Below are 20,763 nucleotides of genomic sequence, written 5' to 3' on the forward strand. Positions count from 1 at the left end.
TTTAAAGGGCGAATCCTGCATCAGATGGGATCTGGTCGTCAAACTCCCAGCTCAAGCCGCCAAGTTGTAGGCAGATGGAGCCTTGGTTGGATGCCGCTCTGACCTCGCGGCCTGCCGCTTTTCGCCCGTCTGATGCAATTCCTGAGGGTTACCATAGGTGTCGATCGTCGTGGTGATCGAGGCATGGCCGAGGAGTTCCTTCACGCTCTCCATCCCGGTGCCCCGGCGCAGCCGGGTCGCATATGTATGCCGCCACCAGTGCGGGTCGAAGTCGATGCCGGTGCGTCGGCGAAGCCGCCGTACCAGATCGTAGACGGCGGCGTAGGTGAGTGCTTGGCCGCGCGGGTGGCTCCAGAGACTGACGAAGACGTAGTCGGAGTCCAGGTCGCCGTACTCGTCATGCAGGTAATCCGCCAGCAGCCGCACGAGTTCGGCACTGATCGGGATCGTTCGCCCGGTGGCCGACATGGTGCGCGCGCCGTTGGCGTTCAGGCGGGGGCGGATGGTCACCGTCATGGCGGCCGCGGCGATGTCCTCATGTCGTAGTCCAAGCGCCTCGCCGATGCGCATGCCGGTCACGGCCAGCAGGCTGATGAGTGCCTGGTAGGTGGCGGCCAGCAGCGGCCGCCTGAGAGCCCCGGCGGCGTGGATGAGCGCCGCGATCTCCTGCGGCGAGAACAAGTACGGGGTGATCCGGTCCGAGTGGGACGGCAGCAGGGCGGTGGGTGGGACCTGGCAGGCGGGGTCGAGTGTCTTGAGGTGACGGGCGAAGCCGCGGACCACCGTCAACCGGCGCTTCCACCAGATCAGCGCGGCGCCGACCGGCTGGGTGGCCCAGGCCACCGCCGTCTCAATCGTGACCGTGCCGGCGCTGACGCGCTCGAGGTAGCCGATGAAGTCCATCAACATCGGGCCCTGCCGCAGCAGCTTGTAGCCGAGCGCCCTGCGCATCTGCAGGTACTCCTCGGCCCTTCGGCGCAGCGCGCTCATAGCGCGCCCACCGGCGGACACGGCCGGGCCAGGGCACGCAACGCATCCAGGTCCACCTTCGCGTAGATCGCGGTAGTCCGTTCGTCGCGGTGCCGAAGGACTTGTCCGACCTCGGCCAGCGACGCGCCCTTGCGGAGCAGGTCGCAGGCCACCGAATGACGTAGCCGGTGCGCACCGAACTTCGGTAGCCCGGCCCGCTGGCAGGCGCGGTGCACCACGGTCAGCACGTGCGAGCGGTTCAGCCCGGTGTAAGGGGCATGCAGGATGACCAGCAGCGTGCGGCCCGCGCAGCGAGGTCTGCCGTGCTGCACGTAGTCGGCCAGCGCTTCGCCGACATCGACCGGAAGGGGCAGGTGCTCCCGGCGGCTTCCCTTGCCACGCACCAGCAGTTCACCGGCCCGCCAGTCGACATCGCCCAACTCGATCGCTGCCACCTCGCCCGCGCGCAGGCCTAGCCGCGACAGCAACATCAAGATTGCGTAATCGCGGCGCCCACCTGCGCTGCGGCGATCACAGCTGGCCAGCAGCGCCGCCACGTGATCGGGATTCACATCAGCCGGCAGCGGGGCCAGCCTCCAGCCCGCCACTGACGGCACGGCCGTCGCCAGCGAATGCGGCGCCCGCCCCGTAGCGTGCAGGAACCGCAGCAGCGACCGCAGCGCGGTCACTGTGGCCTTGGCCGTCCCTGTGCCCCACTGGCCACGGTGATTGACCATGAACGCCGTGACCTCCGCCGCTGACAGCTCCGCCAACGCCGTATCGAGCGGTGGCGTGAGCCCGGCCAGGAACGGACGGGCATGGTGCTGGTAGCTGGTCACTGAAGCGGCCGAAAGGCCACGCTCGCGCACCAGGTAGTCGGCGAACCCCGCCAACAACCTGTCCAGCGGCGCAGACGGAACCTGTGCTTCGGCCGCGGGCGCGGCTGCCAGCCTGCGCAGATACCCCAGCAGCGGAGCCACCGCCACGGCCGAGACAAGATCCCGGAGCCCGGCGGCACGTCTCGCTCGCAAGTACTCCTGGACCACCTCGGCGACCAGCGCGTCAGCGGACAGCTGCTGATCTTCCAGCCACCGGCTCAAATCCGCCATCAGCCCCACGTGACGGCCGATCACCTGGGGGTGGTAGCCCTTGCCGGCCAGATCCTCGCGAAAACCGTTGGCATACGGTGCCAACGGCCCGGTCACCGCCGTTCGGGTCGGATGGCCGGCCTGTTGCCTGCTGTCCATGGTCGCCTCCTCGACAGCGGTCGACAAGGCGAGAATCACGCACAGAAATCAATCAGTCACTATATGTAGTAGACCGAATATTATGCCGATACTGCAAGGCATGACAGACCATCCAGCCAGCAATTTCACCCCCAGCAGCGGCATATCCGGAGGCTCGGCATAAGGCATGTTATGCCGAGAGCGGCATAAGTGGGCATACGCCTTGACGGTGTTCGGCGACCGCTCGATGTCGCTGAGAAAGGCCAGATAGCTCTCGATCGGGGCGACCGGCGCGTCGTCGTCTCCGAGTACGGTCCACGATTCCCGCCCCGACGCGGGTAAGACCACCCGTTGCACCAGCACCATTCCTCCAGCCCCTCTGTGTTGTGGACGGCGGTAGATAACCACATCCATGACAGCTGGAACTGGCCCTCACCCGGCCATGCTGGACATGCCAGACACATTGAGGAGCACTCAAGATAACCATCGAGTCCACGTTCTCCACCGTGAGGCTGCGGACCAAGGTCACCCGCGGCGCCGGCTCCCGCACCGCCGCCCTGGCCATGGTCTTCAAACTCGTCGAGTCCGCCCAGCAGCGGTGGCGGGCGGTCAACGCACCCCACCTCGTCGCCCTCGTCCGCGCCGGAGCCCGCTTCGAACGTGGCGAGCTCGTTGAACGGCCCGAGGTCCGAGTCGCCTGATCACGGTCAGCGTGTCGCTCCACGCTCGACTGCCTAAGCGGATGGGCTGACGCCCTCAGCCCGCCAACGTTTACGAGTCGGCTTTCCTTGTGACCATCGGGCCCATCCCACCTCAAGCAGATCGACCTCGAACAGAGCCAAAGCACTGGACAGCTGCGCGCCACCCCGTGCCCCGACTGCAGCAGCCTGACGTGCGCCGGCATCCTCGACCTCGCGGACGACCCCACGCACCGAGAACTCCTCGTCATCCGGTGGCAGCACGGTGGAATGCAGCGCTATTCGCGGATCACTGCGCAGATCGACCAACTTCGGGGAGCGACGTTGTACAGCGACGAACAACCCACGATCCCCCAGAATGGGAGCCACGGGATGAAGCCGGGGGCCACCCTCCACGGTCACGGTCGACAGATAGACATAACCGTGTTCCTCGGCGAGCAACAGCCGTCCTCGCTCAGCGAGATCAGGCTCTTGCTCAGCGAACTTCGTCCATAACACGGGCCCACCCTACCCGGACCTGATCCGAGCCGGAGCCCGGCTCCAGGACGGCAACCCTGGTCCAGCGGCCAGAGGCGCCCTCGCAGCCTGAGGGCCTGACCCGAACCACAGGTCTGATATGAAACGGCCCGTCAAGGCTTTGCAGCCACACCGGCCCGAATACTGATGGTTTGGTGTCGTTTTTCCTGTGTGTCCTCCTGGCCTATGAGCAGGAGAGATCGACCTGGCGGGTCTAGACGGAGCGCCCGCAGCGTAGCGAGGACGAACGGTCTTGAGGCGCCGGGGAGATCCCTCCACACTCGGCAGCCGGGTGGAGGACGCGCAAGGTGGGGGTGGTGGATCAGGGCGGGGCCGTGGCCTTCGCCACTGCCATTCTGATATTCGCGTGTCGAGATCGCAGGTCTGCTGTGCGCAGGACGGGGCCCCTTACTTGAGACGAGCGTTGGGTAGCTCAAAGATCTGCCGGGGTTCACGCCTGCCGCGGCGTGCGTCCCGATCCACCACCGGTCAGGGCGGCACGACACCCACCGACGGCGTGGGGCGCCGGGCGAAGGAGGTGCCGTGCCGAAGGTCATGAGCGCCTACTCGCTGGTCATCTCGGCCCAGACGAACCCGGCAAGTTCCCGGGCGACCGCCGTCACGGCGACCGGGCTGGGCCGCTTGCCGGGTCCGGTCATCTGACGGAACTTTGCGCACAACCTCTGCTGGGCGCTCCAGGCGCGAGCCACGGTGGCCGGCGATGCGCCTGCCTGACGGCGGCGCAGCGGCGCGCCAACGGCGGGACGGAACTGATCCGCCCACGCCGCTTCGGTCAGCGCGGTGCGCACATCGGCCGGTCCCGCCTTGGTGATGTGGCCACGCCGGGAGCGCTCGCCGCTGGAGTACTCACTCGGGGTCAGCCCGGTGAAGCCCATGAAGGCCCTCGCCGACGGGAAGCGCCGCCAGTCGACCACCTCGCTGGCCAGGGTGAGCGCGGTCAGCTCGGCGATGCCGCGATAGGCGATCAGCCGATGGACCGCACCGGCCAGCGGCTCGCGCCCGGCCCAGGGCAACAGCACCTTCTCCAGCGCCGCCAGTTCGGCCTCGCGCGCCTGCAGCGCCGCCAGGTAGTGCTGGTAGGTCGAGCTCAGCGCGGGCTCCTCGAAGCGCTGAGCCTGGACCCACTGCCGATGCACGGCCGTCCACTTGACGCCCTGACGCCAGATGCGTCCGTGCCGCATCAGCAGCGAGGTGATCCGCTGCTTGGCCCGCTTACGATCGGCCAGCAAGTCCGCCCGAGCCCGGACCAGATCGCGCACGGCCTCCTCAGCCGGAGAAGGCACCCGGATCGGGGTCAGCTCCCCAGCCCGATGCAGCCGCGCCAGGCGCATCGCGTCGCGCCGGTCGGTCTTGACCCGATCAGCCGCCCCCTTGGGCACCAGCGCCGGGGCGACCACGTCGCAGGCCACCTTCATCGAGATCAGCAGCCGATACAGCTCAAAGCCACCGGGACCCGCCTCATAGCAGGTCCGCAGCGCGCCCCGATCGGGGAAGCGGCCGATCAACCGCCGGATGGAGGGCTCGTCGTTGAAGATCCGATCAACGACCGGGATCTCTTCACCCGGCCGCAGGATGCCCACCACGATGGCGTCCTTGGAGGTGTCCATCCCCAGATGGATCGGCCCCGGAGAAAGTGTCAGACTCTTCATGACGGTCGGCTCCCTTCTGTGTGTGGCTCCGGCCCCGCTGTCTCCAGCGTGAGCCGATCCACGGAAGCTAGGAAGCGACTACGGACAGAACCGGAGCCGGCCGTTTCATGCTGACTTGACAATAGCTCGTTCGGGCGCGCAGAGGTTGAGGCCGCCGTTGAGGGTCAGGCGGATCAGGTCGCGTAGCGAGGTCAGGTAGACACAGATTCGGCGGAGGCGTTCGGGCCGGAGTTCGGGGTGGGTGTGGCTGCTGGAGCGCTCTCTGGCGGTGAGGTGTCAGGGGTCGGAGTTTCGCGTTGGGCGGGGTCGTCTTCTGCTGCTGCCGGCAGAAGCTGAAGGTCAAGTTGACCAGGGTCCAGTGACGCATGATGGTCTGGCCGGAGCGGACATGGAAGTCGGCCCGGCCCATGTTTGACCTGTTTGTAGTCCTGCTCGATCCAGCCGTGCAGCCCGCACAATGCGACGATCTCCGGCAGTCTGGCCGCCGAGCGGCTGGTGGTGCTGGTGCGTCGGGACAGGTTGGTGGTCAGGTAGCAGGTAATGGTGCCGGGCAGAATGACCGGGTGGTGGCGACCATGAACCGGCGGGGCGGGTGGTCCGTACCAGTCCACGGTGGGGTCGATGGCCCACCAGCTCTGGGTGTGCCCGTCGCGGCAGTGGCGGAAGACCGGCCGCCACCGGCCCGGATGCCGGGTCGAGAGCTATTCGGCCTGGCGGAGCCGCGCGGCCGGGGTGAGCGTGTGACCGGTGCTGGTCATGATGGAGGTGTAGCCTGACGGCCACTACATACGGATGTGGGTGGCGTCCAGGTCGGCGATGAAGTGCGGGCTCTCTCTGGGGCCGTAGAAGCAGTTGGCGACCAGCGCCGAAACGCGATGCCCGCCGTACGGTCCTTGTTCACCAGGGGTGCGAGCTGGCCTTTGGTGCGAAACGCGGGGTTCTTACGCCCTTCGGCCAGGGTGGGGGCGGACTGGCGCGAACTGGCGCGGACTGGTAGGGCAGGATGTGCAGCGGATAGCACAGGCGCCCATCAGCCCAGGCGCTGGTGACCGAGACGATGGCGTTCTCGATTTGCGCGCGAACCGATGTACTGGAGCAACACTTATGCGGTCGCATGCTCGGACTTAGGATCGCCCGAGTCGCGCGAGCCAGGCCGCGGAGCGGCTTGAAGCCGGTGGCCTCGGCCTGGTGGAGCCATGCGGGCAGCAGGTGGCCGTGCCGGTTGGTCCTCATCGCTCCGAAGGCGGTCACGCAGTCAGCGACGGCGTCCAGCTCGGGGCAGCGTGTCCGTAGCTGCTTCAGGCGGAGGACCCGGCCTCGTCGAGATGATCCGGGTGCCTGATGAGCAGATGCGTGGCACGGCGGACGGTGAGTTCGTCGGCGCTGGCGCGCCGCTGGCCCGAAGAGCCTGGAAATGGCGGCGCCGGGTGCGCTTGCTTCCCCGCGACAGAGCCGCATTCGTTCATGGCTGCTGTCAAGAAGCAGACGAGTCGGCTAATTCGTTCTGTAGCATGAGAAAGTCTCGGCCTGCGCCGCCATATCGCTAGTGTGGACTGCGGCTGCCGTGCTGGGACTGCCTTCTGGCCCATCCGATCAATCAGCTGCTCCAAGTTGCTGGGATCGTCGTGACGATGGGAAGAGCGCCACAGGAACGAGAGCGACGAGGCATAGGCCGAAGGCCCACCAGAATGTGGTTGCGTAAGCCGCCGCCGGGGCAGCGCCCTGGCGTAGTCGGCTGTCCAGCACGGTTGTGAGAATTGCGGTACCTATCGAACCGCCGAGCCGGTAGAGCACATTCAGCGCGCCGGCGGCGTGCGGTGTCTGGCGCTTTTCGACGGAGCTATAGGCGGCCGTCATGGTAGTCGTGGACACGCCGCCGATGCCCAGCCCGTACAGGACGAGGCATAGGGTAAGCAGTCCGATCCCCGGCTCGGCAGGGGCCTGGGTAAAGGCGAGGAGGCCAGCGAGCGAGAGGACGAGGCCGCTGGCAACGACGGCGCGTGGCCCGTAGCGGTCGGTCAGTCGACCCGCGACATACGAGCCGGCGGCGGCCCCGAGCGCCTGCGGGGTTAGTAGTAGACCCGTCGACAACGTGCTTGCGTGCTGGACGTGTTGGAAAAACAGCGGCAACAAGATCATGGAACTGTAGAGCGAAGCGCCGAGCAGGAAGAAGGTCGCGCAGGCGGCGGTGAAGCCGCGCCCGGCGAACAGGCGCACGTCGATCAGCGGCTGTATGTGGGTGCGCAAGGCGTGTAGGAGGTAGGCGGCGATCAACAACAGTCCAGCGACGAGGGCGATGACCACATTGGGTGAAACGCTCCCGCCGTGGCCGCCGATCATGGTCAATGCGTAGACCACGAGTGCCAACCCGGGGGACAGCAGTGCGAGGCCGAGGACGTCGAGTCGCGACGTGGTCTGCGGTTGGTCTTCATCACGGGGCAGGAGACGGGCCGCGAACGGCAGGACAACCAGGCAGATCGGCAAGTTGAGGTAGAAAATCCAGCGCCAGTCCAGCTGCTGAACGACCACACCACCGACGATCGGCCCCAGGACCGGGGCGAACATAACAGGGACCATCAGTACGGTCATGGCCCGGCCGATCCGGGAAGGACCAGCCGCCTGAGCCAGGATCGACTGCGCTATGGGGTTCATCAGGCCACCGCCGATAGCCTGTACGAGCCGGAAGGCGACGAGGGCCGGCAGCGACCAGGCCAGGCCGCACAGGGCTGAGCCTGCCGTGAAGACCACCACGGCAATGATCCACATCCGCTTGGCGCCGTATCGCTCGCTCAGCCATCCCGACAAAGGCATGACCACCGCAATTGCAAGCAGGTAGGCGGTAGCCACCCACTGCACGTCGGTAAGTGGGGCGCGGAAGTGCGCTGCCATCGCGTCGGCTGCGATACCAACGGCCGTAGCGTCAATCGTGGCCAGGACGGGGGTGGCAATTAGGACGATCCCCATGCGAAGGAGGCGGGGATCGAGTCGCTCCCTGGCGGAACCGAGTGCAGGGACAGTCATCGCAGGACCCTTAGGGTCAGTCCATAAGACATGCGTAGATGCTAGGTGCGACCTAATGAACATGTCAAACCTAATGACTAGGCTAGACCTATTGAAGGAGGGGGGCTCGTGACAGAACGGCCGGAGAGCCTACGTACGCGACAGAAGCGGGAGACACGGCAGATGATCTCGGATGTCGCGACTCGCTTGTTCGTGGAGCGGGGGTATGACGACGTCACCATCGCCGACGTGGCGGCCGCCGCGGGGGTGGCCAAGATGACTGTCACCAACCACTTTCCGCTTAAGGAAGATCTCGTCCTGGATCTGCACGAGGACCTAGTCAACCGCCTGGCACGTGCGGTGTCGGCGCGTGCGACCGGCGAGTCGGCCCTAGACGCGGTCCGCCATGACTATGCCGAGCGGATACGCCGCCGAGACCCTGCCATCCCCGACGAGGACGCCGACTGGCAGCGATTGGTGCTGAACACGCCGGTCCTGCAGGCGCGCCTGCATCAGTTGTACGGCTATGCCGAGGCCAGGCTCGCCGCCGTCCTTATCGAAGAGACCGGAGACAGCGGGATCGCGCCTCGCCTTGTCGCTGCAGCGCTCGCCGACGTGGAGCGGTTGCTGTTCGACGAAGGCCAGCGTCGGATTCTCGGCGGCGAAGACTCTGCGCAGATCTTTGCTGCCCTCGCCCAAGCGGCCCGGCAGGCATTCGACCTACTGGAACCTGCCATCGGCAACTACGCCCGCCGATAGTGGCGTTATGGGCAGGTCTGGCTCGGGACGCTGGAAAGGGATAAGAAGATCGATTCCCACGACGGCACTGATTGTTTCCCAAGTTCACCGTGTATTCTCACGAAGGTGATGGGTAGGTTTACCGGCTTCCTCAACCGGAAGGCCACCGGAGAACATCGTCGGCCTGGAGGGCATTGCGCTGATGCGATCCTTCGCCGACGAGCACAACCGCGGCTTCGTCGAGGCATGCCTAGCCGAGATCCGCGAGTTCCTCGCGACGACTCCCTGCCTTACGTGGCCTTCGAAGTTGCTCAGCCTGAGACCGTAGAGGGTTCCCGGGTCCGGGAGCGTCCTGAAGATCTTGGTGGGGTGGGTCTGGATGAGCTGGCTCACCCTCTTGTCCTAGGGTGATCGGGGCGAGAGTCCAGATGCCGCTGGTGTGGGTGAGTCCGAGGTTGATCAGGCGGCGAAGGTTGAGGGCGGCGGCGCGGTGGTGGAGCCAGCGGTCGCTGGCAGCACCGCGTGCAGCGTGCCCAGTCGGGCGAAGGAGGAAAAGATTAGCCGGACCACGTGCTGAGCCTGCTCATCGGGATCGAAGACGGCCTCTCCCGACGGGCGGCGCACGTACTCTATCGGCAGCTGGAAGCTCAGCTCACCGCGCTCGGCCTTGGCGAGCTTGCCCGCCAGCATCCGCTGCCGGATCAGGTACAGCTCCGCCTCTTATGCGGACATCGCGGTTGTGCCGACCATGCGGCGGGAGCGGGCGGTGGCCCGCGTCGGCGGGCGTGAATGTTCGGCATAATCACAGTTCGTCGAGGAACGCGAGCACGTCGTCGGGCGGCTGGTGGCGGCCGTGCGTCGTGTTCTGGGGTGCGGTTCGGGCGATCGTCCGTTCCTTGAGCGCCAGGTCGGCATGGATGTAGACCTGCGTAGTGGCGGTATTTTCGTGCCCCATCCACAGCGCGATGACCGAGGTGTCGACGCCGGCGTTGAGCAGCCTCATGGCCGCGGAGTGACGCAGGACGTGGGGCGATACCTTCTTCTCGCGCAGGGCCGGGCACGACTCCGCGGCGGTGGCGGTGTACTTGGCGATCCGCCGTTCCAGGGCATCGCGGCTGAGCGGGGTGCCGCGGCGGGTGATGAACAGTGGGTCGGCGGGTTGCCCGCCGCGCTCGGCGAGCCAGGCGCGCAGGACCGTCACGGTGGCGGGGGTGAGCGGGGTGATGCGCTGCTTGCGGCCCTTGCCCAGGTAGCTGACGGGCGCGCCGGCGCCCAGATGGACGTCGCTGATAGTCAGGCTGGTGAGCTCGGTGGCGCGCAGCCCGGTCTGGCAGGCAAGCATCAGCAGGGCCTGGTCGCGCCGTCCGGTCCAGGTGGCCAGGTCGGGAGCGGCCAGCAGGGCCGTGATCTCTTCCTCGGTGAGGAAGGTGATCAGGGCCTTGTTGTAGCGCTTGGGCGAGATGGTCAGGACCCGCTGGATGTCCGCGGCGTGCTCGGGGTGGCGCAGCGCGGCGTACTGGAACAGGGAGTGGATCGCTGCCAGCCGGGCGTTGCGGGTCCGGACGCTGTTGCCGCGGTCGTTTTCCAAGTGGTTCAGGAACGCGCCGATCACCGGCGCGTCCAGGTCGGTGATGTCCAGCCGGGACGGGGTCTTGCCCGCCTGCCCGGCGGAGAAGACGATCAGCATTTTGATGGCGTCCCGGTAGGCGGCGATCGTGTAGCCGCTGGCCTGGCGCTGCAGCGCCAGCCGTTCGGTGAAGAACGCCTGGAGAGTGGGAGCGAGGGCGGTCACGGTTGTCCTTGCAGGTGCGCGTGCAGCCTGTCGCCGGCCAGCGCCATCAGCTCGGGGGCGGCCGACAGGTGCCAGTACGTGTGCTTTGGGTCGGCGTGGCCCAGGTAGGTGGACAGCCGCGGCATCATTGCCGCGACGTCGGCGCCGTCGCGGTACCAGCCGAGCACGGTAGCGACGGCAAAGGAGTGCCTCACGTCATGGATCCGGGGCCGGCAGGCTGCCGAGCGGCGGGTCAGTCCGGCCTGGGCCGTGAGCTGCGTGAACGTGAGGCCGACGTTGCTGTGCAGCAGCTGTGTCCCGGCCGTGGACAACAACAGCGCCGGGGCGGCCGGGCGCGGATGATGCTCCTCCCGCAGTTCCGCGTACCGAGTCAGCGCGGCGGTCGTGCTGGGGTGCAGTGGGACCAGCCGGGTCTTCCCGAATTTCGCGTCCCGCACGATGAGCATGCCGTCGTCGGCGTCGAGGTCATCGCGGTCGAGGGCGAGTGCTTCGCCGATCCTGATGCCGCTGACCGTCAGCAGGCTGATCAGGGCCTGGTAGGTGGCCGCCCGGAACCGGGGCCGCAGGGCGCCGGCTGCAGTGATGATCGCGCTGATCTCGGCGTCGGAGTAGAGGTAGGGGGTCGCGCGATGGTGATCGTGCTGGCACTGCGTGCTTCGAGGTAGCCGACGAACTGGCCAAGCAGCCGGGCGGGTGCGGCGAGCCTGAAACCCAGCGCGCGGCGCAGCGCCAGGTAGTCTTCCAGCGCGTCCCGCAGCGATCGTCCGGAGTCCGTCATGCGGTCTCCTGCTGCCCAGGCCAAGGGCGGCCCAGCGGCCGCAGCGTATCGATGTCGACCTTGGCGTAGATCGCGGTCGTTGCCGGGCGGGCATGGCGAAGGGCCTGCCCGATCTCGGTCAGCGACCCGCCGCCGCGAAGCATCGCGGTGGCCGTCGAGTGCCGCAGCCTATGGGCGTGGACCCGGCCGGGGATCCCGGCGCGCCGGGCGGCGTCCGCGACGATCCCCGAACTGGTCTGCCAGGAACTGTTCGCGCTGCTCGCCGTCTACCAAGCGCTGTGCTCGCTGAAGTGCGAAGCGGCCCTGGCCGTCGGCATCGACCCGGACCGTGTTTCCTTCACTGTGACGGTCCGCGTCGCTCGCGACCACGCGGCCAGTGCATCAGCAGAACCCGCCCAAGCCCGCCGCAACGCCGTCCGCGACATTCTCGACGACCTGCTTCCACGTCGTCGCGACCGTCAGTGCGAGCGCGTCAAGAAGCCGGCCAAGAACACCTTCCCGACCAAGAAGCGTGACACTGCGCAACCGGCCACCAGGGCCAGCTACAAGATCAAAATCTTAAGAAAGGCACCTTCACCAGCGCAAATGTCTTAACTCACCGGCATTGCAGTTCAGGGGCACCTTTTCTCATGTTCTAGAGCACAGCTACCGCCCCGGTTGAATAGCTGAGGTTAGTGGCTCTCGATGATCCTTCTTGTTGTTGAGATAGGAAGATCACGTCAGAGAAGCCGCGAGCTTGTCAACGATACGGCGCTGCTGCTCGGCCGGGATGGGATGAGTGTCGCGAAGGTCGTCGCCGCAGGTGACAGAGTGCAGGACGGGCCGGTGGTGCACCTGGCCACCGCGGATGAACGGGCCAGATGTGGCCCGCAGTGCGGAGTTGCCGCGGTGCGGATGAAGGAATGGGTGAGCACCCGCCCGCGGACCTGCCGGGCGGCGGGCGGCGGTGTGCGTTGCGCTGGCGCAAGCGTCGCTGGTGCTGTGACCAGGCGTCCTGCCCGCGTCAGACGTTCACCGAACAGGCGCCGCAGATCCCGGCACGCTCCCGGCTGACCCGGCGATTACGCCAAGCCGCCGGCACCGTCGTGGGAGATGGCGGGCCGACGGTGATCCCATCGGCCCAGGATCACGAGATGTCCTGGCCGATCGTCTCGGCGCTTTCACCGCGCACGCCGCCGGGCGCCGCCCGCCCAGCCCGAGCCGGTCGCCGTTCCGAGCATCGATGAAGGCCCGCCGCGGCCGGCCGCGGCGGATGCTGGAAGAGGCCACCGGCACGTGGACGACGGCGCTGAAGCGCCGGCACACCGGGTTCGTCGATCTGTCCGGCGAACAGGGCCTGCTCGGCCAGGTCGAAGGCCGCACCATCGCCGCCGTCACCGGCTGCTCAGCGATCGACTTGCCGGTCTCCTCCACGATCCGGACCGCGCCGTCCCGGAAATCCGGATCGAACCTCCGCCGTGTCTCTGCCATCGCCCGTCCTCCTTATAGGCGATACCTCAACGATACGAGGGGAAACCCACCAACCCCACTTAACCCCGAAGAGTTACGATTTCTTGACGACACATAACGTGGTGACAGAAAGAAGACAGGACGCTGAAAGGGCGATAGTGCAACATTGATGCAGGAGTCACTATTAGGTTGGACGAATGAGAAAGGATTCGCATGTCCGGATGGAATTGGAAGACTTTGGCCGCTGTGACAATCGCTGCCGGAATGCTCACCATAGCTGGTACTCCCGCGCAGGCCTCTATCTCGTCGACCGCAGCTTCTCCATCCCCTCAAGCCCCGTGCGGCTACTACCCCGAGGGAACGCAGGCTTATTACCAGCACTGTGACAGTAGGACTCGGGTCGTTATCCGGGTGGAGATGGTATTCGCCGACGATTACGACCGGTGTGTCGGACCCGGAATCACCCACCTTGGTCCTAAGAGTCTATCTGGCATTACCCCCGGCGTCACGGGCGCCTATTACGTCGGCAGGACATGCTGAGCAAGGTACCCACATAACTATAGCCGGCTGATGATGACGGCTGCGGTGTACCACTGACCCTTTTCATCCTCGGGCCGCCCGGCCTTATCCATTCCTATGCTGTGGCAAGCTGGCTCGCCGGAGACGGACAGGCGCCGATCGGCTGAGGTCCTTCAGGCGGTCATCTGGATGGCCGTCGTGTAGCCAGCAGAGGCTGAAGGCCAGGTTGACCAGAGCCCAATGGTATGGGATCGCCTGGCCGGAGCGGACTTGGAAGTCGGCAAGCGGGCCGGCCGGGTCTCCGGCCGCCTGGACGACATGATCATCAGCCTGTACGCGCACGGCATGAGCGTGCGCGACATCCAGCACCACCTGCTGCAGATCTACGACACCGAACTGTCCCACGAGCAGGTCTCCCGCATCACCGACCAGGTGCTGGAGGAGGTCAAGGCCTGGCAGGCGCGGCCACTGGACCCGTGTTACCCGGTGGTGTTCCTGGACGCCATCGTGGTCAAGGTCAGAGACAACCACACCGTGCAGGCCAAGCCCGCCTATGTCGCGATCGGCATCGACACCGACGGCGACAAGCACGTGCTCGGCATCTGGCTGGCCAAAACCCCGCTCGATACCGCCACCGCCGGCGAATCGGCCCGGTTCTGGAGTGCGGTGATGACCGATCTGCAACCGGGGCGTGCGCGACATCCTCATCGCCTGCACCGACGGCCTGCCCGGCTTCGAAGAGGCCATCCACGCGGCGTTCCCGCACACTACGGTTCAGCGCTGCGTGGTGCACCGTGGCTGCCAAGAATCAACATGCTGGTTTCCCGGGGGCGGGGTGTTCTTGTGGCGCCTGGATCGAGGCGAGAAGGTCGGCGGCCGTGGCGTAGCGGTGCTCTGCGGGGGTGATCGGGGCGTGGTGGGTGTCGAGGACGGGCAAGACGTCGTTGATCGCGTTCCAGAGGGTGCCTTTGCTGATGTCGAAGAGTTCTGCGAGAACGTTGAGGGTGCAGACGCCGCGTTGGTAGAGAATCGTGGCGAGGATCCGATCACCGTCGGTGATCTTCTGGCGGAAGACGCCGCCACGGGTGCCGGGGCGGCGGTTGCCTCCGCGTTGGCGGTGGCGGCGCTGTTCGATCGCGGCGGCGTAGGGCACGATCAGCTTCTCGAGCAGGCTGTCCAACTGGTCGCGGTTCATGCCGGTCAAGTGCGGGGCGGTCAGTGCGCGGAGGGTCGGGTGCGCCGGAGTATGCGCGGCGGGGTGGGTGCTGGTGGCCCAGGCGCGTAGGTCGTCGGCTCGGGTGAAGTAGCGGACGACGGTCGGGGTAATGCTGAGCTTCTGCTCGTCCAGGAGCTGCCGGGTGGCTTTGATCGCCTGGCCGATGGTGACCGGGTTGATCCCAAGCAGGTCACACAGCACTTTTTGCGGGCAGACCTGCCGCAGATAGATGACGGTGATCAGGACCTCGTCTGAGCTGGAGAGCAGGGCGCGGCTGCGGCCGGTGGTGGCCACCCGTCGGCCGCCGCGCAGCACGAACCGGCGTTGCTCAGCTCGAGCCTCCTGGGCCGGAGCAAGCCGGGCCCGCAATGCGTTGAGTTCGTCACTGCTCATGCCGGTCAGGCGGGGGTCGGTGAGCAATCGCAGGGTCTGCGTTCGAGCTGCGGCCCGCTGATCGGCGCGCGGTGGGGCGGCCGTCGTTGACAGCCGTGCCGCTGGCTGGGGCGATGCTGTAGTTCCAGGCGCCGTGTTCGGTATGCGCGGTGATCGGCAGGGCTTGGAGCTGGTCGCGGCTGACCGCGATCCCGGTCGGATAGGAGCCGGGATCCAGAGCGGCTTCGACCTTCAGCCCGGTCGAGGTCGTGGTGGCCGCGATCGTGTTGAGGACGACCTGGTGGCTGGTCAATGGCCGTCCGCGCCAGTTCATAGTGATGTGGGAGAACAACCGGTGCTCGATCTTGTTCCATTTCGAGGTGCCCGGCGGGAAATGGCAGACCGTGACGGTCAACCCGGCCTCGGCGGCGAACGCGGCCAGCTCGGCCTTCCAGAGCCGGTAGCGGTAGCTGTTCGACCCGCCCGCGTCCGCAGTGATCAGCAGACGGGACGCATCCGGGTAGTCCAGACGACCGCGCGCCTGCCACCAGCGGCGGAGCGAGGCGACCGCGAAGGCTGCGGTGTCGTGGTCGACCCCGACGTTCACCCACCCGGTGTTCGCTGTCATGTCGTAGATCCCGTAAGGGACGACCGTCTCGACGTTCGGGCCGGCCCAGAAGCTGTGGTCCTCGACCTGCACCGGGTCACCGCGAGACCGCCATTCCCGCCCGGCCATCGGCAGCAACCCCACTTGCTCCTTCTTCTTCGCATCCACACTGACCACCGGCTCGCCCGCCGCCTGATGATCCTTGACCTGCGCGTTGATGTAACGGAACTGCGCCTCCCGGTCAGGATGCTGATCGCCCTCCAAGACCTTGGCGGTGCCCTGCAGGCTGAACCCGTTCTCCTTCAACAGCCGGCCCACCGTCGGCGCGGTCACCCGATGCCCCTGACGCGTGAGTTCGTCGGCCAGGTGCCGCAGCGACTTCGTCGTCCACCGCAACGGGGACTCTGGGTCACCTCGCTGGTCCGGCTCGACCAGCCCCATCAACGCCGGTAGCAGAAGCCGATCAACCGCCTCGGCCCTCAACCGGCCCCCACCCGAGCGCCGGACGCGCCCATCAGGCAGCGGTTCAACCCCGGCCTCGAGCTCGAACACGCCCTTGCGAACGGTGCTCTCGCTGACCCCTGCCACCCGCGCGACCAGCCGAACACCCCCATGCCCCAGCAACCGGGCCTCGGTCGCCAACGCCAACCGCCGCTGACGCTCGTTCAGATGCGGCAACAACACCGCGAACCGCAACGTGAGCTGATCGCGGACCTCGCCCGGGATGGCCATACCGCCCCATCGAACCGGAAACCAAGAAGCACCGTGTTGTTTCCTTACAACTCCACCTGGTGCGTAACGCGCTGCGCCCGGTGGCCCGCCGCGACCGCACCGCGGTCGCCGCCGAACTGCGCAAGATCTATACCGCGCCTACCATCGAGGCCGCCTTCGACGCCCTGGCCGAGTGGGGATCCCAGTCATCCAGCGGCTAGCTGCACTGGCTGTGACACGTGCGCTGGCCAGGGCAAGCTTCAAGCGTGATCACGTGGGCAGAGAGTCTAGGGGATCTTGATCCAGAAGCCTGCGCAGCCGATTCTCCGGTGCGCAGCGAGGACAGTTGTGGGTCCGGATGGGCTTGGGCGAGCGCGTGCGCGGTCAGGGCAACTCGGGTACGAAAGACTGCCGTGAGCGGCCCCACCGGAAACGCGCGGTGGGGTACGCGTGCACCTGTCGGCCACCCTCACCAACACCGACGGGCACGACGATGCCGGCCACGCCGCTTTCCGGCGTACTCCAACTCCAAATAACGTGGAAGACCTGCAATGATCACGTAGTCGACGTGCCGGACGGTCGCAATGATGGATGTTGAGACTCTTAAGCAGTACGCGGCGATCATCTTCGACTGGGATGGCACGATCGTCGATAGCCAGCCGGCGGTCTATGCGGCGCTGCTGCTGAGCATCTGATCTACGTCGCCAGGCCGCGGTAGGTCTGCCTCAGGCAGGTGGCGGTGTGCCCGCGCCAACGCTTCCGCGAGTCCAGGGCCGTGCCTATGCTGCTGTAAGTGACTTCAACCGAGCATGAGATCACCTTCCGTACGCTCGACGGCCTCAACCTTGCCGGAACACTCGTCACACCAGCTGAACCACCTGGTCACGCCGTCGTCCTGGTCCACGGCGGCGGCGTGACGCGCGAGGAGGGTGGGTTCTTCAAGCGACTGGCAGCCGGTCTGAGCGAGTTCGGTTTGGCGTCCCTGCGTTTCGACCTGCGCGGCCACGGGGAGAGCGAGGGCCGACAAGAAGAACTAACTCTCTCGGCCATCCTCAACGACATCCGCGTAGCGCTACGGCGTGTCAGTGACGCGACCGGCGCGGCAAACCTCAGCCTGCTCGGTACCAGCTTCACCGGCGGGATCACGGCCTACTACGCCGCCAAGTGCCCGGACGACATCTCTCGCCTAGTGCTGCTCAACCCCCGGTTGAACTACAAAGAGCGCACGATCGATAGCCGTCCCTTCTGGCAGAACGACTATCTGACCGACGAGGCAGCGGCGGAGCTCCGTACTCAGGGCTACCTCTTCCACTCGTCGACTCTCAGACACGGACGGGCCATCTACAACGAGGTGTTCTGGCTGCGTCCCCACGAAGCACTTGGGGAAGTGGCTGCGCCGACGCTCATCGTGCACGGCACCAAGGACACCTTCGTGCCCGTGGAAGCGTCCAGAGCAGCGGTCCCGCAGTTCCAGGCGCCGTGCCAACTGGTCGAGATCGACGGTGCCCAGCACGGCTTCGCCGTACACGATGACCCGCGCTATCTCGACCCGCAGAGCCAGGAGTGGCAAGCCTTCGTCATCCGGACGGTGGCCGAGTGGCTGACGCAGGAGAAGCGCTAAGCACGTAGTGCCTCATCCAGCTCTCTTGGTCCGGGCCGTGCGGCCCACGGCCCGAGGGCACGAACGGCGCGCCCCAGTTCACGTTTGGTACGCAGGGAGCTGGTGGCGTTGGCAAGTTGCACCGACACCAGGCCAACGGTAGCGGCTTCATCGGGCTGGCCAGCTAGGGCCAGAGAGAAGGCTCGGCGAGCCAGAAAGTATCCCTCGTCCCGGCGAGATAGCGACTTGCTCTGCAACACCTCCTGGTACAGCCCAGCCGCCCGCGCTGGCTGTCCGGCCTCGATGTAGCAGCTGGCGGTTCGCAGAGTCAGGTCGGCACGACTGTACTTACCGCTGAGCTGTGTGCCGCTGTCGTCGCGGCCGCTCTCGAACTCGTCAAGCCACTGGAGGGCTTCGCCGAGCGCCCGCTCCACCCTGTCCATAGGTTCACCGACCATGGCATAACCGCGGGCTTGCTGTTGCGCGACCTCGGCTCTGACCTTCGCCGGCAACTGCCAGCGCTCAAGTCCAGCGGCTTCAGCCAAGGTGAGCACCTTCAATGCATCGCGCCGGTCATAGGCGAGTTGAGATTTGCGCAGCAACACGTAGCCCTGCATGGGGCCGTCGTCGGCTTCTTGCGCCCATTCGATTGCCCGGTCGTACCAGTACGTTGCCGTAGGCAAATCACCTAGATCACGGTACAACCAGCCCACGAACTCCGCAGCATCAGCTCCCACACCCAGCAGTTGCCGTCGAATCTGGGGCCGAACTTCGCGGACGGAGTGCTGCGTGACCGCGATCAAGGCCTGCACTTTGGGCAGAGCCGCTGACGGACCGAGGATGCCATCATCTGCCTTGCTCGCGTCGAGCTGGACGCGCAGTTCCCCCACTACGGAACCATCCATATAGCGGCGAGGATCTGCAAGGATCGCCGCGACAGGCGGCAGCGCGTCCACACTCGCCGCTGGCCAGACAACAGCGCGCTTCCTGTCATCGGCCAGGGCCAAGAGGTAACCGCCCGCTCCGAGCGCCTCATCGAGTGCCGTTGCGATAGGCGCGGTTGGCGGCCGTCGTCCGCTTTCGAGATCGGCGACGTGGGTCTTGCTGCAATGAGCCAGAGCGGCCAGTTCGCGAAAGGACATACCGGCGCCCAGACGTAGGCGCCGTAGCGCCTCACCGAACGTCTCCATGCCCATGCGGCGCTCCCTGTCACGTCCGCAAGTGTGTCCGCAAATTCGCGGACGCTGCTGCGGACAGTCCACCCCTAGACCATGACTCGCGGTACTGACAACGCTACTACCGAGGGCCGCAGCCACCAGCAGCCTTCACCACGAAAGGGCGGCCCCGGCCTCGGTGCGTGAACACCGGGGAAACCCGGGGCCTAGATCAGGAATCGAGGTCCTGACCCATGAAAAAGCGTAGAGCCGCTAGACGCCGATCGCACAGGGATCGCTCCGACATGGCTGCCAGCGAGACCGAGACCTTGAGCCCCGAGATGGCGCGGCGGCTGGCCGCGCAGTTGCAGGAGTCGTGGGCCGGCCGTTGGCAGGTCATGTGGGAGCCCTGGAGCCGTAAGTTCCGGGCGTTCCCGGCTTACGCCATGGAGGCCAATACCCCGGTGACGGGCGACAACCTCCGAGAGCTGTGGCGCAACGTCCTCAACGCAGACCCGGTGCTGTTGCAGGCCGCCACCCAGGCCATTCCGGCGCACCCGTTCATAGCCGTCCAGGTGCCGGTTTCCGCCGAACTCTTCCAGCTCCTGGAGGTATCCAGGTGATCAGACGAGACGTGGCTGGGCAGGCTGCCCCGTGCGCACCCTCGCCAAGTCTTGGCGCGGGCCGGCGCGCGGATAGGGGAGCTGCCCCTTTGCCGGCCGCACACCACAGCGCGGGCCGACATTCCCGATTCCATTCCCTCGGGCCCGCGCCGACTCGACTCGCAGCCCACGACGGGAACCAGCACGGCCGTGGGCTGCGAGATCCAACTCTCGGCCGCCTTCTTCCCCACAGTGCAACACGGTGATCATCAATGAACCCCACAACAGTTGCCCACCTGCAACTTTCCGCTCTCCGCAGCACCTATCCGGCCTACGAGTTCATCCGCGGCACGGATGAATCCGGCCAGGAGTGCTGGCAGGCGCGCCTGTGCGTGGAGATCACCCGAGCCATGAGGAACGCCGGGATTGTGGAGGTTGTGCAGCGGCCGAACCACGACTTGCTCCTCTACGAGCTCCACCGCCAAGAGGGGATCCTTCGCCCCTTCCACGCCACCCACTTGAATCCACTGCCCCGCACATACGCGATGTGAGAGGAGTCCGGATGGATCTCATCATCCTCGTATACGGCGACCCCTGGACGCCCAACGTGCCTAGCGACGCGATGATCCGACCGGAGCTCGCACGGCTGTTCACCGTTGTGCGCAGGTCCCTGCGCATGCTGTTCGACCGCACGTCTCAGTCGTCCCTCCCATATCCCCAACGGCGCCCATCTCCGGACACCAGACCAGGCGCCAAGGGACCGCCACGTCGGTCCCAGCGATCCGCTCGGTATCCAAGCTCCGCCCCTAGCGGCGGGACAAGGCGGTTCCGCCGTACGTGCGGGCCGCCGCTAGCAAGACCCTGGGCCGGAGCGGTCTGGGGAGGTTCAACGATGGAGGACGTGATGTCATCCAGAACCAGCACGCCGACGCGTGCCCTCGAGTTCGACCTGGATGCCCGAACTGTGGAGGTGGCCGACCCCGGAGGGCTGATCAACGTCACGGACGACGGCTGCACCAGCACCTGTGGCGCCTGCGTCACGGACGGCGGCTCCTGATCTAGGACCTGCACCCTCCTGTTTTCGGCGTGCCGCCGGCCGCGAGTGTTCGCGGCCGGCGGCACCGCCCGCCCCTCACTTCGCCCGGA

20 protein-coding genes and 4 pseudogenes are annotated in these 20,763 nt (G+C 66.4%); 12 read left to right on the forward strand and 12 right to left on the reverse strand.

Annotation, left to right across the window (positions count from 1 at the left end):
- Positions 1-51 precede the first annotated feature (51 nt).
- Positions 52-990, reverse strand: a complete 939-nt coding sequence (locus tag OHA25_RS07975; protein WP_327586939.1) for a tyrosine-type recombinase/integrase — start codon at positions 988-990, stop codon at positions 52-54.
- Positions 987-2,216, reverse strand: coding sequence for a site-specific integrase (locus OHA25_RS07980; RefSeq protein WP_327586940.1), 1,230 nt, complete (start codon positions 2,214-2,216; stop codon positions 987-989). The genes OHA25_RS07975 and OHA25_RS07980 overlap by 4 nt, the downstream gene beginning before the upstream one ends.
- 464 nt (positions 2,217-2,680) lie before the next feature.
- Here OHA25_RS07980 and OHA25_RS07985 point away from each other — a divergent pair.
- Positions 2,681-2,896 (forward strand): annotated as a pseudogene (locus OHA25_RS07985) (IS256 family transposase); the annotation flags it as partial.
- A gap of 33 nt (positions 2,897-2,929) precedes the next feature.
- Here the strand turns inward: OHA25_RS07985 and OHA25_RS07990 are convergent.
- Together OHA25_RS07990 and OHA25_RS07995 are read right to left on the reverse strand one after the other, a co-directional pair.
- Positions 2,930-3,334: a pyridoxamine 5'-phosphate oxidase family protein gene (locus OHA25_RS07990; RefSeq protein ID WP_327586941.1), complete on the reverse strand. Its 405-nt coding sequence runs from the start codon at positions 3,332-3,334 to the stop codon at positions 2,930-2,932.
- Positions 3,335-3,972: 638 nt separating this feature from the next.
- Positions 3,973-5,079 (reverse strand): IS110 family transposase, encoded by a 1,107-nt coding sequence (locus OHA25_RS07995; RefSeq protein ID WP_327586942.1) that lies wholly within the window; start codon positions 5,077-5,079, stop codon positions 3,973-3,975.
- Positions 5,080-5,700: 621 nt separating this feature from the next.
- Here OHA25_RS07995 and OHA25_RS08000 point away from each other — a divergent pair.
- Entirely contained in the window at positions 5,701-5,823 is a 123-nt protein-coding gene (locus tag OHA25_RS08000; protein ID WP_327586943.1) for a hypothetical protein, read from the forward strand.
- Positions 5,824-6,672: 849 nt separating this feature from the next.
- On the opposite strand, the gene OHA25_RS08005 is transcribed toward OHA25_RS08000, so the two are convergent.
- Complete coding sequence (locus tag OHA25_RS08005) at positions 6,673-8,043, reverse strand: DHA2 family efflux MFS transporter permease subunit (protein WP_327586944.1); 1,371 nt, start codon at positions 8,041-8,043, stop codon at positions 6,673-6,675.
- A 219-nt stretch (positions 8,044-8,262) separates the two neighbouring features.
- On the opposite strand from OHA25_RS08005, the gene OHA25_RS08010 reads away from it, so the two are divergent.
- The gene (locus OHA25_RS08010; RefSeq protein WP_327586945.1) at positions 8,263-8,838 is read left to right on the forward strand and encodes a TetR/AcrR family transcriptional regulator; all 576 of its coding nucleotides are present in this window, start codon (positions 8,263-8,265) and stop codon (positions 8,836-8,838) included.
- 438 nt (positions 8,839-9,276) lie between these two features.
- Here OHA25_RS08010 and OHA25_RS08015 read toward each other — a convergent pair whose 3' ends face one another.
- The 5 genes from OHA25_RS08015 to OHA25_RS61205 form a co-directional block, all read right to left on the reverse strand.
- Entirely contained in the window at positions 9,277-9,507 is a 231-nt protein-coding gene (locus tag OHA25_RS08015; RefSeq protein ID WP_327586946.1) for a hypothetical protein, read from the reverse strand.
- 112 nt (positions 9,508-9,619) lie between these two features.
- Complete coding sequence (locus tag OHA25_RS08020; RefSeq protein ID WP_327586947.1) at positions 9,620-10,609, reverse strand: tyrosine-type recombinase/integrase; 990 nt, start codon at positions 10,607-10,609, stop codon at positions 9,620-9,622.
- Positions 10,606-11,205, reverse strand: coding sequence for a tyrosine-type recombinase/integrase (locus tag OHA25_RS08025; RefSeq protein WP_327590945.1), 600 nt, complete (start codon positions 11,203-11,205; stop codon positions 10,606-10,608). Before OHA25_RS08025 ends, OHA25_RS08020 begins: the two co-directional genes overlap by 4 nt.
- Positions 11,136-11,387, reverse strand: coding sequence for a hypothetical protein (locus tag OHA25_RS08030; RefSeq protein WP_327591240.1), 252 nt, complete (start codon positions 11,385-11,387; stop codon positions 11,136-11,138). The genes OHA25_RS08025 and OHA25_RS08030 overlap by 70 nt, the downstream gene beginning before the upstream one ends.
- Positions 11,384-11,611 carry a tyrosine-type recombinase/integrase gene (locus tag OHA25_RS61205; RefSeq protein ID WP_442942175.1) on the reverse strand — a complete coding sequence of 76 codons (228 nt, stop codon included), beginning with the start codon at positions 11,609-11,611 and terminating at the stop codon, positions 11,384-11,386. The genes OHA25_RS08030 and OHA25_RS61205 overlap by 4 nt, the downstream gene beginning before the upstream one ends.
- Between OHA25_RS61205 and OHA25_RS08035 the strand changes: the two genes are divergently transcribed.
- From OHA25_RS08035 to OHA25_RS08045, 4 genes and pseudogenes are all read left to right on the forward strand, one after another.
- Complete coding sequence (locus tag OHA25_RS08035) at positions 11,535-11,981, forward strand: hypothetical protein (RefSeq protein WP_327586948.1); 447 nt, start codon at positions 11,535-11,537, stop codon at positions 11,979-11,981. The genes OHA25_RS61205 and OHA25_RS08035 overlap by 77 nt on opposite strands.
- 628 nt (positions 11,982-12,609) lie before the next feature.
- Positions 12,610-12,954, forward strand: coding sequence for a hypothetical protein (locus OHA25_RS08040; RefSeq protein WP_327586949.1), 345 nt, complete (start codon positions 12,610-12,612; stop codon positions 12,952-12,954).
- Positions 12,955-13,100: 146 nt separating this feature from the next.
- Positions 13,101-13,376 carry a DUF6355 family natural product biosynthesis protein gene (locus OHA25_RS61210; protein ID WP_442942176.1) on the forward strand — a complete coding sequence of 92 codons (276 nt, stop codon included), beginning with the start codon at positions 13,101-13,103 and terminating at the stop codon, positions 13,374-13,376.
- Positions 13,377-13,667: 291 nt separating this feature from the next.
- Positions 13,668-14,148: pseudogene (locus OHA25_RS08045) on the forward strand (IS256 family transposase); the annotation flags it as partial.
- Positions 14,149-14,931: 783 nt separating this feature from the next.
- Here the strand turns inward: OHA25_RS08045 and OHA25_RS08050 are convergent.
- Positions 14,932-16,282 (reverse strand): annotated as a pseudogene (locus OHA25_RS08050) (ISAzo13 family transposase); the annotation flags it as partial.
- Positions 16,283-16,332: 50 nt separating this feature from the next.
- Between OHA25_RS08050 and OHA25_RS08055 the strand changes: the two are divergent.
- Both OHA25_RS08055 and OHA25_RS08060 read left to right on the forward strand, forming a co-directional pair.
- A pseudogene (locus OHA25_RS08055) lies at positions 16,333-16,467 on the forward strand (transposase); the annotation flags it as partial.
- A gap of 587 nt (positions 16,468-17,054) precedes the next feature.
- Complete coding sequence (locus OHA25_RS08060) at positions 17,055-17,882, forward strand: alpha/beta hydrolase (RefSeq protein ID WP_327586950.1); 828 nt, start codon at positions 17,055-17,057, stop codon at positions 17,880-17,882.
- On the opposite strand, the gene OHA25_RS08065 is transcribed toward OHA25_RS08060, so the two are convergent.
- Positions 17,879-19,057 carry a helix-turn-helix domain-containing protein gene (locus tag OHA25_RS08065; protein WP_327586951.1) on the reverse strand — a complete coding sequence of 393 codons (1,179 nt, stop codon included), beginning with the start codon at positions 19,055-19,057 and terminating at the stop codon, positions 17,879-17,881. The genes OHA25_RS08060 and OHA25_RS08065 overlap by 4 nt on opposite strands.
- Positions 19,058-19,320: 263 nt before the next feature.
- On the opposite strand from OHA25_RS08065, the gene OHA25_RS08070 reads away from it, so the two are divergent.
- The 3 genes from OHA25_RS08070 to fxlA all read left to right on the forward strand — a co-directional run bounded on the left by OHA25_RS08070 (position 19,321) and on the right by fxlA (position 20,674).
- Positions 19,321-19,638 (forward strand): hypothetical protein, encoded by a 318-nt coding sequence (locus tag OHA25_RS08070; RefSeq protein WP_327586952.1) that lies wholly within the window; start codon positions 19,321-19,323, stop codon positions 19,636-19,638.
- Between the two features lie 251 nt (positions 19,639-19,889).
- Positions 19,890-20,168 (forward strand): hypothetical protein, encoded by a 279-nt coding sequence (locus OHA25_RS08075; protein ID WP_327586953.1) that lies wholly within the window; start codon positions 19,890-19,892, stop codon positions 20,166-20,168.
- Positions 20,169-20,521: 353 nt separating this feature from the next.
- Positions 20,522-20,674: an FxLD family lanthipeptide gene (gene fxlA / locus OHA25_RS08080; RefSeq protein ID WP_327586954.1), complete on the forward strand. Its 153-nt coding sequence runs from the start codon at positions 20,522-20,524 to the stop codon at positions 20,672-20,674.
- Positions 20,675-20,763 lie beyond the last annotated feature (89 nt).

The organism is Nonomuraea sp. NBC_00507 (assembly GCF_036013525.1).
Classification (GTDB): domain Bacteria; phylum Actinomycetota; class Actinomycetes; order Streptosporangiales; family Streptosporangiaceae; genus Nonomuraea.